Origin of the sequence: Albirhodobacter sp. R86504 (assembly GCF_042466415.1) — a bacterium.
Taxonomy (GTDB): Bacteria; Pseudomonadota; Alphaproteobacteria; order Rhodobacterales; family Rhodobacteraceae; genus Albirhodobacter.
In genome coordinates, this window is the sequence record NZ_JAXHCH010000001.1 from 403,250 (window position 1) to 416,021 (window position 12,772).

A 12,772-nucleotide genomic window follows, 5' to 3' on the forward strand; every position below is an offset into this window, starting at 1 on the left:
GGATCAGGCCAATAGCGGGTTGGCAAAGAGCAGCAGGAGCGCGATCACGAGGCAATAGATTGCCGTAGTTTCGATCATCGCGAGCCCCACAAACAATGTGCGTGAGATCGTGTTGGCCGCTTCGGGTTGGCGGGCGATGGCATCCATCGCGGCGGCAACGGCGCGGCCTTCAGCGAGGGCAGGGCCGAGCGCGCCGAACGAGACGGCAAAGGCCGCGCAGATGATACTGGCGAGCGAAAGATAGTCCATCAGATGTCCTTTTGGGTAGCGGGAGGGGGGGAAGGGTCTGCGACCTCAACTTGGGCTTCAACGGGGGCGGTTGCGGGGGCCTCCGTGGGGGCGTCTGCGGGGGCGCCATCCTCGACAGTGGTCGAAATGAACACCATCGCCAGAACCGCGAAGATATACGCCTGCACAAGCCCGGTGAGCAGATCCAGCGCCATCAGCGGGATCGGCACGAGCAGGCCCGCGAGCGAGGCGACGATCCCGATCACGAAAACGCCGCTCATCACATTGCCGAAAAGCCGCACAAACATGGAGAACACCCGTGTCACGCTTTCAAGTATATTGAGCGGGATCATCACCAGATTGGGCGCGGCGAAGGAGCGTAAATAGCCGCGCAGACCAGAGGCACGCAGGCCAAACCACATCACTGAGAGAAACACGATCACCGCCAGCGCCGCATCGGTTTCAAGCTGCGCGGTGGGCGGGTCCAATCCGGGGATCAGGGAGATCCAATTCGCGGTAAGGATAAACAAAAACAGAGTGCCGATAAAGGCGCGGTAAGGGGCGGGAGCGGTGCCCGCGGTCTCGCGGATCTGGGTGTCGAGCGTGGTGAAAATCAGTTCCAGCAACGATTGGCGTTTGCTCGGGGCATGGTCCAAGTGGCGGGTCAGCATCCACGCGCAGATTACCAGCACCGTCATGATGCCCCACGTCGTGAGGATCGCTTGGGTGATCGGGACGGGGCCGAGTTGGAAGATGACTGTGGAGGCGAGCGGGGAATTCATGCGGTGCCACCTCGGGGGGCCGCCCCTTGGCGCAGGCTGATTGCCTTAGCAATGAGCACGCCCGATAGCGCCGCGAGCAGCGGCAGTGCGCCATTCAGCGCAGCCACATAGAGCCCCGTTGCCATCAGCGCGAGGCGCCCAAATGTCAGCCCCAGCGCGCGCAGCGGAGAGCCGCCCGCGACGATCACATCGGCGGTGACGCGCAACGCATAGAAATAGGCCACGCCAATCCCGATCCCGCAGAGTAACGCAAGGGAAACAACGAGCGGGGCGCTCAAGGGTAAGAGGTTTGCATAACTCATTTGGCGTTCATCCATTTCCATGCGGTCCAGCCGCCGAAGCAAACCCCCAGCGCCATCAGCGGCGCACTCCAGAAAATCCCAGTGCCGAGGCGGGCATCCAGCCAGCGGCCAAGGAACAGGCCGCCGAGTGTCGGCGTCAGGAATATCCAGCCCAGCACTCCGATCTGCGCCAGCCTGCGCCCGATCGACATATCGCCCTCGCGCAGCCATTGATCGCGGCGCGCACGGCGCAGGCGGGCCTCTTGGATCAGCGGATCCTCATGGGTCTCGGGCGGTGTGGCCGGGAATTTCATCTAAATTCGCCCCCTTGTTTAGGCTGAAGACGGCTGACCATCTGGCGGATCGCGTTGAGCTGGAGTTGCACTGCGTCGCTATGCTCCACCCGTTCGGCCTCCGCCTCATCGCGGAACCGCGCCAGCACATCGCGGTCGAGCGTTGCGAGATCGGTGCCCCGTATCGCCTCGCGCGTGGCGATGGAGAGCGTGTCGGATACGCCGCTCGAAATGGTGAGAACGCCGCCGCGCAACGCGCAGAACTGCTCCTCGCCATTGCGTTTCCAGCTTACGATGCCGATGGTGAGCGCAGTCAGAAACGCCGCGTGATGTGGCAGGATCCCGAAGCTGCCGCTGGCGTCCTGCGCGATCAGGCTGTCAATCTCTTCATCAATGAGGATCGAGAGCGGGGTGATGATTTGGAGCTTCATCTTGCCGCCTGCGCAGGTTTGTCAGGTTTTTGCGCATCAGACACGGGCGCGGCAGTTTGTTGTGCCTGTTTTTGGCGCGCCTCGTCCAGCGTGCCCACCATATAAAGCGCGCTTTCATCCCAATCATCCGCTGCCCCGTCCAAGATCGCGCGGCAGCCTGAGAGCGTCTCGACCAGTGGCACGCTTGCCCCCGCCGTGCCGGTAAAGGCTTCGGTCACCATGAAGGGTTGCGTGAGGAAGCGCTGCAATCGCCGCGCCCGTTTTACGATCAGCCGGTCCGCGGCGCCCAGTTCCTCGACCCCCAAGAGCGAGATAATATCGGTCAATGCGCGGAACCGCGCGAGCGCTTGGCGCACGGCCTCGGCGGTGTCGTAATGCGCTTGGCCGACGACCAACGGATCGAGCAGCATCGAGGAGGAGGCCAGCGGATCAATCGCCGGATAAAACCCCTCCGCCGCCTGCGCGCGCGACAGCACGATCACGCAATCCATATGGCTCGAGATCGTGGTCACGGCGGGATCGGTGAAATCATCGGCGGGGACATAGACCGCTTGGATCGCGGTGACGGCGGAGCCTGCGACAGAGGCGATGCGCTCTTGCAGCCCCGCTACCTCGCTCGCCAGTGTTGGCTGATAGCCCACGCGCGAGGGCAGGCGGCCAAGCAAGCTGGAAACCTCCGCCCCCGCCTGCACAAAGCGAAACACATTATCCATCAGCAAAAGCACGTTTTTATGCTTCTGATCGCGGAAATATTCTGAAATCGTCAGCGCGGTTAGCGGTGCACGCCAGCGCGCGCCGGGGGGCTCATTCATCTGGCCGTAGATCAAGACCGTGCGCGCCAACACGCCCGAATCCTGCATCTCGGTCAGCAGTTCATGCCCCTCGCGGGAGCGCTCTCCGATCCCTGCGAAGACCGAAATGCCCTCGTATTTCTCGACCATGGCGCGGATCAGTTCCATCACGAGAACCGTCTTGCCCACGCCCGCGCCGCCGAACATTGCGGCCTTACCGCCCTGCGCCATCGGGGTGAGAAGGTCGATCACCTTGATCCCCGTTTCAAATACATCCGTCGTGCCGGATTGCGCGGTGAGCGGTGGCGGCAGGGCGTGGATCGAGCGGCGCGGAGTATCGTGCGGCAATGCGGGGCCGTTGTCTTTTGGCGCGCCGGTGACATCCAAAAGCCGTCCCAAGATGGCCTCACCCACCGGAACTGTCACCTCGCGGCCCGTGGCGCGAACCGCCACGCCCCGTGCCAGCCCCGCTGTGGATTGGAACGCAACCGCCCGCAAGGTTTGCAGATCGAGATGGCTATGCACTTCGAGGATCAGCTGCGTCGGGCGATCCCACTCGACGATCAGTTCGGCATTTATCGGCGGGAGCGAGGCATCGGGGAAGACCACATCCACAACCGCGCCGCGCACGGATTCGATCTGACCACGTGCATCATCCTTTGGGCGACCTTGAAAGATCTGGTGATGAGAGGGCATGCGCGGCTCCGGTTTCAGACAGGGAAAGGCACATTGAGAAGGTTGCGTGGTCTCAAGCGATTTGGAGAGAGCCTAACGCCTCGCCGCGCCGCGCGGGCTAACCCTAGTCAGTGCGAGCTCGCCTTTGCTCCGTTGCAAGTCATGCCCGCGCGGCGTTCATGCGGTGGCATTACGTCGCTACACTCGCGCACTAAGCCGAGGTAGGTTTCGGCGGTTGCATGCTCCCGCAACCAACAAACACCAATCAATATCAGACCACTCACAACCCGCCACGGCGGGTTTTTGGCGTTTGACCCCGCAGAAAAGCCGCAAGCCAACCTCGCAAACCGACAGAACCCAGCGTCACCCGACCCTAGCGCCACTCACAAATACACCGAGAATACGAACTCGCGTGACGGTTGTTGCTACACTCCAACAGGATGTCGCGTTTTGTCAGGTCTGTTGGATCGACCACGCCACTCCGATACACGATCAAGCAAGCAGGGACATTGAGGGCCATATGACCTCGCCTCCCTCTCCCCATTTGCCTGACCCGCGCAGTCCTACCATGTCACGCTTCCTGAACCGACCGACAATCTTCAGCGCCTTCGGCATCGGCTGACCCGCGCCCCAGATCAGCCCCGCTGTGCACAACCAAAATACAAACACCAAATATTATAAATAACCCCATAGAGTAGACAGGCCGAGACATTTATAACTGTCGACATAAGCGGAAAGGAGGAGATCATGTCAGACACCAAGATCAGCCTGCCTTCCACGACCTTCCCAGACCCTCAGATCTGGCCGCTGGGACAACAGGCTCTCTTGATACGCTTCGGCGATGGCTACGTTGACCATCATCAGCTCGCTGGGTAATCCCCCCCGAAAGTAAGGGGCTGCGGAAGTAGAATTTTCTCGGCAAGATGCATGAGGAGATTCAGATGAAGATGACCAGATATAGCGAACCCCAGATTCTTGCGATCCTGCGCCAAGCTGAGGGCGGTGTGCCGGTGGCTGAGCTTTGCCGCGAGCATGGGATGAGCAACGCGTCGTTCTATAAGTGGCGGGCAAAGTATGGCGGCATGGATGCGTCCATGGTCAGCCAGATGAAGGCCATGGAAGATGAGAACCGGCGGTTGAAGCGGATGTATGCGGACCTGAGCATGCAGGCGGATTTGCTGAAGGAAGCCCTGGGAAAAAAGTGACTGGGCCATCTCAACGCCGCGAGATGGCCGAGCATGCAGTGGCGCGACGTGGGGCAAGCATCGCAGTTGCGTGCCGAGAACGAAGAGATCGCCGATCTACTGACCGGTCTGACGGACGCCCGTAAGACTTGGGGGTTTGGGCTGTGTTTTCTGCATTTGCGCAATGTGAAGGGGCATCCATGGAACCACAAACGGGTTTATCGGATCTACTGCGAGCTGGAGTTGAACCTGCGGATCAAGCCCCGCAAGCGGTTAAAGCGGGACAAACCTGAAGCGCTGGCGGTGCCTGAAGCCCCGAACATGACCTGGTCGATGGACTTCATGGCTGACCGGCTGGGTGATGGCCGTGCCTTTCGGTTGCTGAACGTGCTGGACGACTTCAACCGCGAAGGGCTGGGCATCGAGGTGGACTTTTCCTTGCCTGCCGAGCGCGTGATCCGGAGCCTTGACCGGATCATCGAATGGCGTGGCAAGCCAGGCACCATTCGGGTGGACAATGGCCCCGAATACATCAGTGAAAAGCTGATGAAATGGGCGGAGAAACATGGAGTTACCATCCGGCACATCCAACCAGGCCAGCCGCAACAGAACGCCTACATCGAGCGCTACAACCGAACGGTTCGGCATGAATGGCTCGACCAATACATCATCGAAAGCATCGAGGAGGCACAAGATCACGCCACGCAATGACTATGGACTTACAATAACGACCGCCCGAATATGGGCATCGGCGGCATCACACCCGCCCAGAAACTGAAAATGGCCGCGTAAATTCTACGAACTCACCCCGTTAAAAATGGGAGGATTACCAATTCTTCTATAATGGCGCAATTGAAGAGCAAGCTGCCCCGGCCGAACTTTTCGAAAATCCGCAGCGCGAGCGCACGCAAAAATTCTTGTCTGCCGTGCGAGAGGCGAACTAGGTCGCGCGGGAAGCGTTGGTGTGAGAGGGTAGGATGCTTTCGTGATGGATACTCTGTGGGCGCCTTATACGAGGTTTATCGGTAGGGGCGCATACTGAAATGCTCTGGGTGGACATGCCCGCACAAGCTTGCGCATTTTCGCCAGTTTCAAGATGTCTGAGTGAGGTGCGTAGGCCATCTTTAAAAGCTTCAAGCGTAGGCCGATACCGACCTTATGAGGGGCCTGTTCGACACGAATTTCGGTTGGGATAATCAGTTCCCGATCCGTGGCGCAGGCGCACAGCATCGGCGATGTCGCCGGTTGAAACTGCGTCTGGTTTCAATCCCGATTGTGCAAGTGATTGGCCGCGTTTGACCTCAAATCCGCATCACTACGAAAAAGGGACAGAAGATGAAGCATGTGATTGTGGTCGGCGCGGGTCAAGCGGCCAGTGCGTTGGCTTTCAAATTACGAGGATTGGGTCATGAAGGTCCGCTTACGGTCCTCGGTGACGAGCCCGATTAGCCGTATCAACGCCCGCCCTTGTCTAAGGCGTATCTCTTGGGCGAGATGACCCGTGAACGCCTATTTCTGAGGCCCGCCAGCGCTTATGAAGAGGCGGGTATCAACGTCCGTCTCGATGCACCTGTGATGGGCATTGATGCAGCTGCGCGCACCATCGCGCTTGCGGATGAAACGATAGCGTATGCCGAGCTGGTGCTTGCGACGGGCTCTCGTCCAATCCGGTTGCCCGACGCCATAGGCGGAGCCCTTAAACGTGTATTCTATGTGCGAACGTTGGCCAATATCGATGCGATGGCGCCAGAGTTCAGAACAGGGCAACGTGTGTTGATCGTTGGTGGCGGCTACATTGGCTTGGAGGCTGCGGCGGTTGCCTCTAAGCTTGGTTTGGACGTCACAGTGGTAGAGATGGCGCGCCGTATCTTGCAGCGCGTCGCGGCACCGCAAACCGCAGATTACTTTCGAAACTTGCATACGCAGCACGGTGTTAAAACTCTTGAAGGCATTGGCCTCTCAACCCTCATCGGCACTGAGCGCGTCGCTCAGGTGAAATTGAGCAACGGCCAAAGTCTCGATGTGGATTTTGTCATTGCTGGCATTGGGGTGCGCCCAAGCACCGCCCTCGCGGAAGAGGCTGGTTTGGTGATCGACAATGGCATGAAATCCGACACGCATGGGCGCACGTCCGTTCCGCATATTTGGGCCGCAGGCGATTGCGCCTCCTTCCCGTGGAATGGTGTTCAAATGCGTCTCGAAAGTGTGCCCAATGCCATTGAACAGGCCGAAGCCATTGCGGCCAACATCCTTGGGGCAGATAGGCCCTATATCGCGAAGCCTTGGTTTTGGTCGGATCAGTATGATGTTAAATTGCAAATTGCTGGGCTGAATACGGGGTTTGATCAGGTTGTCACGCGCACCGGAGATCGCGAAGGCTCTGCCTCGCATTGGTATTACAAAGACGACGAATTGCTCGCGATCGACGCCATGAATGCCCCGCGCGATTTTATGATCGGTAAGCGTCTGATCGAGGCCGGCAAATCACCCGCAGCATCCGTGATTGCCTCAGGACAAACGGTGCTTGAGTCTTTGTTATAGATCGCGCGTTGCAAGACCGGCTGGTTTTTGTTGGGTCAGGCAACGTCTAGAGCGTTTGGCTGGCGGAACGAAGTGAAGCGAGCCTCTGTAAAACGCCGCGTGACCGCAAGTGGGGTGAGCGCCAATTCAGATGCGAGATTCGACAGACTTAAGAAAGTAGCCGATGATCATCGCCATTCCAACATGACCGATGAAGGAAGATTGCGTGTAGGCGCCGAAGTCCATCATGAAGCTCCGGCCGATCACCGGAGCGAGTAGCCCTTGCGCCACGAACCAAAGCCCTAAGCCAGAAAATGCGCCGGAGATGATGAGGCCCGTTCGGGTGAGTGCCGCGACGAGCCAGACAACCGTCGGAAACGCGATTGCACCGATAAGGATATGCAACCCGAATCCGGCCCAGTATGGAATGGTCATATCGGTTCCCAATTTCACGAGCGCGACGACGAGATTTGCCGGTGCTAGGGCGACGCCGAACAGGAGCGGGGACAGAAGCCAAGCGTAGAGTTCAAATGCAATTTCGCCCACGATCCCTGCTAGGATCAGGGATTCCGCGCTAAAGGTTTTCGACATCTGGGGGCTTTCCGGTTTGGCGGGAGAGGTGATGCACCGCATGCGCGAAGGCGTTTGCCTCGCAATTGGGCATGGGTGAGCGCAAGACGTAGGGGTTGCGTCTCTGTCCGAGGGGCGAAATGGGGGGAAGGGCGGCGTTATTGTGCCGGTCGGCGCATCTTTTGCCGGAAAAAATAGCGCGCTGCGGGCTAGACCCGCAGCGCGCTATAGGATCGTTACACTTTCAAGGGAGCGTCGCCGCGCTTCCAAGCGAGTGGCTTGAACACCTCGTCGACGGGCGTCTGTGCGACGTGGTTGACGTAGTTCGAAATCGTCTTTTGTGCGAGCCCGAGGATGACATCGAGCACTGCGCGATGACCGTAACCCGCATCGAAGAAGGCTTGCATCTGTTCTTGCGTCACGTTGCCTCGGCCGCGCAGCATTTGAACAGTGAACGTGCGCAGAGCCTCGAGCTTGGCCGTTGGCAGCGGAGCTTCCGTGCGCAGAGCTTCTGAAAGATCGTCGGAAACCTTCATCATCTTTGCGATGCCCGTATGGGCCGGAACGCAGTAGTGGCACTCGTTTTCGACGTTGATCGACTGCCAGACAACGGTCAGTTCGTCCGCGTCAAAGGCGGTTTCCGTGAAGAGCTTGTGGAGAACCTGATACCCCTCGTAGGTCTGCGGGCTTTCCGCGAGAACTTTGTGAAGGCCCGGCAGACGGCCAAATGCCTTTTGCGATTGCTCGAGAAGCGGCTTGGATGCTTCCGGTGCGGAGTCGAGATCGTGGGAAGGGAATGTCATGGCGGTCATCCTTGTTTGATTTGCGTTGACGACTAGGTAGGCAATGTTGAGCGATCACTCAAGCGTTTAATTGAGTAATCGCTCAACTATTTTGTGATCATCCCCTGAATGGACGTAACCAAAGGCTATAATGGCGCAGGAATTCTTTGCGACAGTCGTCAACGCGGGCGCAGATTGCGCGGGATTGTCGGATCGCGCAGGTTCGCGTATTTAACGTGTGAACGAGGCTGATCGAAGGACTGCCCTCAGAAATGGCCGATCAAAAGTTCCCCACACTTATTGAGGCGGCGCGAACTTGGGCGCGCATCGCGGCCTTGTCCTTTGGCGGGCCGGCGGGCCAGATTTCGGTGATGCACCGGATCTTGGTCGAGGAAAAGCGGTGGCTCGGTGATGATCGTTTTCTCCACGCTTTAAACTTTTGCATGCTGCTCCCCGGCCCCGAGGCGCAGCAACTTGCCACCTATATCGGATGGCTGATGCACGGCGTGCGCGGCGCGCTGGTTGCGGGGATTTTGTTTATCCTCCCCGGGGTCATCGCGATCATGGGGCTGAGCTGGATCTACGCCGTTTGGGGCGATGTCGGGTTTGTTGCCGCGGCGTTCTTTGGCCTGAAGGCGGCGGTCTTGGCCATCGTGTTGCAGGCCGTCATACGCCTTGGACGACGGGCCTTGAAAAACCGAGCGATGCTCGCGATCGCGGTCGCGTCCTTCATCGCGATCTTCGGGCTGAACATGCCATTTCCTGCCATTGTCGCCTGCGCGGCCTTGATTGGCTGGGCGGGTGCTAGCGCGGGGCTCGCCGCCTTTACAGCCGGCGGAGGACATGGCGCGCCGGGCACGACGCATCTTGCGGATGCGGATAGTCTGCTGGGTCAATCGGAGCAGATGGGCGATCACCGCACGCGGGCGACGGCCTTCAGAGCAGGTGGCTGGGCGGTTTTATTCTGGCTGGCCCCCGTCGTCGCGCTCGTGATTTTCGCGCCGCAGAGCGTATTCACCGATATCGCGACATTCTTTTCCAAGCTTGCCGTCCTGACGTTTGGCGGCGCCTACGCGGTATTGGCGTGGGTCGCGCAGGGGGCCGTCGGAACATATGGTTGGCTGGCGCCGGGGGAAATGCTTGACGGGCTCGGCATGGCGGAAACAACGCCCGGACCGTTGATCATGGTGTTGCAATTTGTGGGTTACATGGGAGCGTTGCGAGAAGCGGGCTGGCCCATGCCCTTACTGGCGGGGGCGGTGGGCGGTTTGCTCGCGACATGGGTCACGTTTGCGCCGTGCTTTGCGTGGATCTTTTTCGGCGCACCCTTCATGGAAGATTTGCGTAGGAATAAAAGGCTGGGCGCCGCGCTTTCGGCGGTGACGGCGGCGGTTGTGGGGGTGGTTTTAAACCTTGCGATTTGGTTCTCGATTCATGTCATTTGGCGGCAGGTGAGGGTCGTGGACGCAGGGCCAGTCTCGTTGGAACTCCCGGTTCTTGCATCAATTGACGTTGAGGCGGCCGCGCTATCGATTTGCGCCTTAATCGCCGTTTTCCGGTTTAAACTCGGAATACCGGCCGTCTTAGCGGGTGCGGCGGGCATCGGGCTTTTGCTGCGCTACGGGTAGCGTTGTCGTGGCTAGATACCAAAACCCTCATTCACTGGGTTTGACAGCGCGTCGCATTTACTCGCAACCTTGGTGACTTGCCCTACTATATTTTCATTGCAGCATTGAGAGAGTGGGTTCGCCGCGTGCTGACAGCTTGCGAAACTCGCCAAGATTGGCAAAATAGTTAACCCGAAGGATTGGACACATCTGATGAACACCGAAGCACGACCCGAGACGAAGGCAAAGCTCACCCAAAATCCGCATGAGGTGCGGGACGGGCGCGAGAAGAACCTCGAAGTGGCGATCGGGCGGCAGGTGCGTGAATTGCGCAAACGGCAGCGGATGACGGGATCTGATCTCGCCACGCAGGCGGGCTTGTCGGTTGGGATGCTGTCGAAAATTGAAAACGGGATTATTTCTCCGTCGCTAAACACGTTGCAAATCCTTGCAAATGCGCTCCGCGTTCCCTTGATTCAGTTGTTTTCCGGCTATGAGGAAACGCGCGGCGCGATGCATGTGAAGGCGGGCGAGGGCGCCGAGGTGGATCGCGGCGGCACACGGGCGGGGCACCAGTATAATTTGCTGGGCCATATTGGATCGAACAATTCCGGTGTTGTGGTCGAGCCATATCTCATCACGCTAAGCACGCAGAGCGATCGGTTTCCGACGTTCCAACATGAGGGGATCGAGATGCTGTATATGCTCGAGGGTGTCGTCGATTACCGTCATGGCGACCAGATCTATCGGTTGGAGCCGGGGGACAGCCTTCTGTTCGACTCGGATGCGCCGCATGGGCCAGAAAATTTGATCGAACTCCCCGCGCGGTACTTGTCGATCATCACTTACCCGCAGGCGACTTGAGATGACTCTGCCCGTTCTCTCGGCACGCCCTCTGTTTAGCCCGCATAATGCGCCCATTTATGCGGCATAAAATTTATCAAAAGTAAAATTTATTCCTCTGAAAGAAATTATCTTGAAAAGAAACTAATCTTCCCCTTAGTTAATTCTAAGCGGCAGTGACGCCGAAGCTACACGGAGTTGACTATGTGCGGAATTGTTGGCCTGTTCCTGAAGAAGGAAGACCTGCGGCCCCAGTTGGGAGAGCTGCTGACCGAAATGCTGATCACCATGACCGATCGTGGCCCCGATAGCGCGGGCATTGCGATCTACGGCGATGAGGGTGACGGTTTTAAAATGACGTTGCAATCAGACACGCCGGAGACCACCTTTGCGGGTCTGGATGTCGAGATGACAGATGCGCTCGGCGCGCCCGTCACGATGAAAATCGTCGACACCCATGCGGTTTTGCGCCTTCCCAAGGATGTGGAAGTCGCCGCGCGTCAGTTCATCGAAGCAAAGAACATCCGCATCATGGGTGCAGGCGACTCGATGGAGATCTTCAAAGAGATCGGCTTGCCAAAAGATGTGGCGGCGCGTTTCAACCTGTCCGCTATGTCGGGCAGCCATGGGATCGGCCATACCCGTATGGCAACCGAAAGCGCCGTCACGACGCTTGGGGCGCACCCGTTTTCGACCGGCGCGGATCAATGTCTCGTACACAATGGCTCGTTGTCCAACCATAACGCGATGCGCCGCATTTTGACGCAAAAAGGCTTCGCGCCGAAAACCCAAAACGATACCGAAGTCGCCGCTTGCTATATCTCGTCACGCTTGGCGGAAGGCGCCAATCTGGGCGAGGCTTTGGAGGGCACACTGTCGGATCTGGATGGGTTCTTCACCTTCGTTGTTGGCACGAAAAACGGCTTTGGCGTGGTGCGTGACCCGATCGCGTGCAAGCCCGCCGTGATGGCCGAAACCGATGATTACGTGGCCTTCGGCAGCGAATACCGCGCCTTGGCAAATCTTCCGGGGATCGAAACCGCACGTGTGTGGGAGCCGGAACCCGCAACTGTTTATTTCTGGGAGCGTTGAGATGCAGGTAATTGACCTCGGCCAAACTCCGCTGCGTGAGTTGAATTCGGCTCTGCAAGCACAGGCCAAAACTACGAACCAAACCGCGTGGACGATTGAAAACCCGAAAGGAGCTCATGCGATTGCTGTGGGCCTCGATGCGCCGATTGAAGTCACGGTGAAGGGCTCAACGGGCTATTACTGCGCGGGTATGAACAAGCAAGCGACGGTGCATGTGACCGGCTCTGCGGGTCCGGGTGTCGCGGAAAACATGATGTCGGGCACGGTCATCATTGAGGGCGACGCGAGCCAATATGCGGGCGCCACCGGTCAGGGCGGTCTGTTGGTCATCAAGGGGAATGCGGCATCGCGTTGCGGCATTTCGATGAAAGGGATCGACATCGTCGTTCACGGAAACATCGGGCATATGTCAGCCTTTATGGGACAATCGGGAAATCTGGTGGTCTTGGGCGATGCCGGCGACGCCCTCGGCGACAGCTGCTACGAAGTGCGGATGTTCGTGCGCGGATCCGTGAAATCGCTCGGATCTGATTGCGTCGAGAAAGAGATGCGGCCGGAGCATCTTGAGATCCTGAAGGATCTTCTCGCGAAATCGGGAGCAGATGCAAAGCCGGAGGAATTCAAGCGCTACGGTTCTGCCCGCAACCTCTATCATTTCCACGTCGATCACGCCAGCGCGTACTGAGGAGACAG

The 12,772-nt window shown here is 58.6% G+C and carries 13 protein-coding genes and 3 pseudogenes; 8 read left to right on the forward strand and 8 right to left on the reverse strand.

Annotated features, from left to right (window positions below; all coding sequences use genetic code 11):
- Positions 1-3 precede the first annotated feature (3 nt).
- The 6 genes from SJY32_RS01835 to atpD are packed head-to-tail and all read right to left on the reverse strand — an operon-like array spanning position 4 to position 3,502.
- Positions 4-249, reverse strand: a complete 246-nt coding sequence (locus SJY32_RS01835; protein WP_376870892.1) for a F0F1 ATP synthase subunit C — start codon at positions 247-249, stop codon at positions 4-6.
- Positions 249-1,010 (reverse strand): F0F1 ATP synthase subunit A, encoded by a 762-nt coding sequence (locus SJY32_RS01840; protein WP_376870895.1) that lies wholly within the window; start codon positions 1,008-1,010, stop codon positions 249-251. Before SJY32_RS01840 ends, SJY32_RS01835 begins: the two co-directional genes overlap by 1 nt.
- Positions 1,007-1,312 (reverse strand): ATP synthase subunit I, encoded by a 306-nt coding sequence (locus SJY32_RS01845; RefSeq protein ID WP_376870897.1) that lies wholly within the window; start codon positions 1,310-1,312, stop codon positions 1,007-1,009. The genes SJY32_RS01840 and SJY32_RS01845 overlap by 4 nt, the downstream gene beginning before the upstream one ends.
- Positions 1,309-1,605, reverse strand: coding sequence for an AtpZ/AtpI family protein (locus SJY32_RS01850; protein ID WP_376870900.1), 297 nt, complete (start codon positions 1,603-1,605; stop codon positions 1,309-1,311). The genes SJY32_RS01845 and SJY32_RS01850 overlap by 4 nt, the downstream gene beginning before the upstream one ends.
- On the reverse strand, positions 1,602-2,015 hold the full coding sequence (locus tag SJY32_RS01855; RefSeq protein WP_376870902.1) for a F0F1 ATP synthase subunit epsilon: 414 nt from the start codon (positions 2,013-2,015) through the stop codon (positions 1,602-1,604). Before SJY32_RS01855 ends, SJY32_RS01850 begins: the two co-directional genes overlap by 4 nt.
- Positions 2,012-3,502: a F0F1 ATP synthase subunit beta gene (gene atpD, locus SJY32_RS01860; RefSeq protein WP_376870905.1), complete on the reverse strand. Its 1,491-nt coding sequence runs from the start codon at positions 3,500-3,502 to the stop codon at positions 2,012-2,014. Before atpD ends, SJY32_RS01855 begins: the two co-directional genes overlap by 4 nt.
- Positions 3,503-4,228: 726 nt before the next feature.
- Between atpD and SJY32_RS01865 the strand changes: the two genes are divergently transcribed.
- From SJY32_RS01865 to SJY32_RS01880, 4 genes and pseudogenes are all read left to right on the forward strand, one after another.
- Complete coding sequence (locus SJY32_RS01865) at positions 4,229-4,357, forward strand: hypothetical protein (RefSeq protein WP_376870908.1); 129 nt, start codon at positions 4,229-4,231, stop codon at positions 4,355-4,357.
- 65 nt (positions 4,358-4,422) lie between these two features.
- A pseudogene (locus tag SJY32_RS01870) lies at positions 4,423-4,727 on the forward strand (transposase); the annotation flags it as partial.
- Positions 4,720-5,457, forward strand: a pseudogene (locus SJY32_RS01875) (IS3 family transposase). The pseudogenes SJY32_RS01870 and SJY32_RS01875, both read left to right, overlap by 8 nt.
- A 543-nt stretch (positions 5,458-6,000) precedes the next feature.
- Positions 6,001-7,206, forward strand: a pseudogene (locus SJY32_RS01880) (NAD(P)/FAD-dependent oxidoreductase).
- A 126-nt stretch (positions 7,207-7,332) separates the two neighbouring features.
- On the opposite strand, the gene SJY32_RS01885 reads toward SJY32_RS01880, so the two are convergent.
- Positions 7,333-7,776, reverse strand: coding sequence for a hypothetical protein (locus tag SJY32_RS01885; protein ID WP_376870910.1), 444 nt, complete (start codon positions 7,774-7,776; stop codon positions 7,333-7,335).
- 215 nt (positions 7,777-7,991) lie between these two features.
- Positions 7,992-8,558, reverse strand: coding sequence for a carboxymuconolactone decarboxylase family protein (locus tag SJY32_RS01890; RefSeq protein ID WP_376870912.1), 567 nt, complete (start codon positions 8,556-8,558; stop codon positions 7,992-7,994).
- 251 nt (positions 8,559-8,809) lie between these two features.
- On the opposite strand from SJY32_RS01890, the gene chrA reads away from it, so the two are divergent.
- The 4 genes from chrA to SJY32_RS01910 all read left to right on the forward strand — a co-directional run bounded on the left by chrA (position 8,810) and on the right by SJY32_RS01910 (position 12,764).
- Positions 8,810-10,165 carry a chromate efflux transporter gene (gene chrA, locus SJY32_RS01895; protein ID WP_376870914.1) on the forward strand — a complete coding sequence of 452 codons (1,356 nt, stop codon included), beginning with the start codon at positions 8,810-8,812 and terminating at the stop codon, positions 10,163-10,165.
- A 192-nt stretch (positions 10,166-10,357) separates the two neighbouring features.
- The gene (locus SJY32_RS01900; protein ID WP_376870916.1) at positions 10,358-11,008 is read left to right on the forward strand and encodes a helix-turn-helix domain-containing protein; all 651 of its coding nucleotides are present in this window, start codon (positions 10,358-10,360) and stop codon (positions 11,006-11,008) included.
- Positions 11,009-11,191: 183 nt separating this feature from the next.
- Positions 11,192-12,079 carry a glutamine amidotransferase family protein gene (locus tag SJY32_RS01905; RefSeq protein WP_376870918.1) on the forward strand — a complete coding sequence of 296 codons (888 nt, stop codon included), beginning with the start codon at positions 11,192-11,194 and terminating at the stop codon, positions 12,077-12,079.
- 1 nt (position 12,080) lies between these two features.
- Positions 12,081-12,764 carry a protein GlxC gene (locus SJY32_RS01910; protein WP_376870920.1) on the forward strand — a complete coding sequence of 228 codons (684 nt, stop codon included), beginning with the start codon at positions 12,081-12,083 and terminating at the stop codon, positions 12,762-12,764.
- Positions 12,765-12,772 lie beyond the last annotated feature (8 nt).

What these genes read in the sequence shown, in the direction of transcription:
- SJY32_RS01835 (WP_376870892.1), bottom strand. Translation starts at nt 249, where the DNA reads ATGGACTATCTTTCGCTCGCCAGTATCATCTGCGCGGCCTTTGCCGTC.
- SJY32_RS01840 (WP_376870895.1), bottom strand. Translation starts at nt 1,010, where the DNA reads ATGAATTCCCCGCTCGCCTCCACAGTCATCTTCCAACTCGGCCCCGTC.
- SJY32_RS01845 (WP_376870897.1), bottom strand. Translation starts at nt 1,312, where the DNA reads ATGAGTTATGCAAACCTCTTACCCTTGAGCGCCCCGCTCGTTGTTTCC.
- SJY32_RS01850 (WP_376870900.1), bottom strand. Translation starts at nt 1,605, where the DNA reads ATGAAATTCCCGGCCACACCGCCCGAGACCCATGAGGATCCGCTGATC.
- SJY32_RS01855 (WP_376870902.1), bottom strand. Translation starts at nt 2,015, where the DNA reads ATGAAGCTCCAAATCATCACCCCGCTCTCGATCCTCATTGATGAAGAG.
- atpD (WP_376870905.1), bottom strand. Translation starts at nt 3,502, where the DNA reads ATGCCCTCTCATCACCAGATCTTTCAAGGTCGCCCAAAGGATGATGCA.
- SJY32_RS01865 (WP_376870908.1), top strand. Translation starts at nt 4,229, where the DNA reads ATGTCAGACACCAAGATCAGCCTGCCTTCCACGACCTTCCCAGACCCT.
- SJY32_RS01885 (WP_376870910.1), bottom strand. Translation starts at nt 7,776, where the DNA reads ATGTCGAAAACCTTTAGCGCGGAATCCCTGATCCTAGCAGGGATCGTG.
- SJY32_RS01890 (WP_376870912.1), bottom strand. Translation starts at nt 8,558, where the DNA reads ATGACATTCCCTTCCCACGATCTCGACTCCGCACCGGAAGCATCCAAG.
- chrA (WP_376870914.1), top strand. Translation starts at nt 8,810, where the DNA reads ATGGCCGATCAAAAGTTCCCCACACTTATTGAGGCGGCGCGAACTTGG.
- SJY32_RS01900 (WP_376870916.1), top strand. Translation starts at nt 10,358, where the DNA reads ATGAACACCGAAGCACGACCCGAGACGAAGGCAAAGCTCACCCAAAAT.
- SJY32_RS01905 (WP_376870918.1), top strand. Translation starts at nt 11,192, where the DNA reads ATGTGCGGAATTGTTGGCCTGTTCCTGAAGAAGGAAGACCTGCGGCCC.
- SJY32_RS01910 (WP_376870920.1), top strand. Translation starts at nt 12,081, where the DNA reads ATGCAGGTAATTGACCTCGGCCAAACTCCGCTGCGTGAGTTGAATTCG.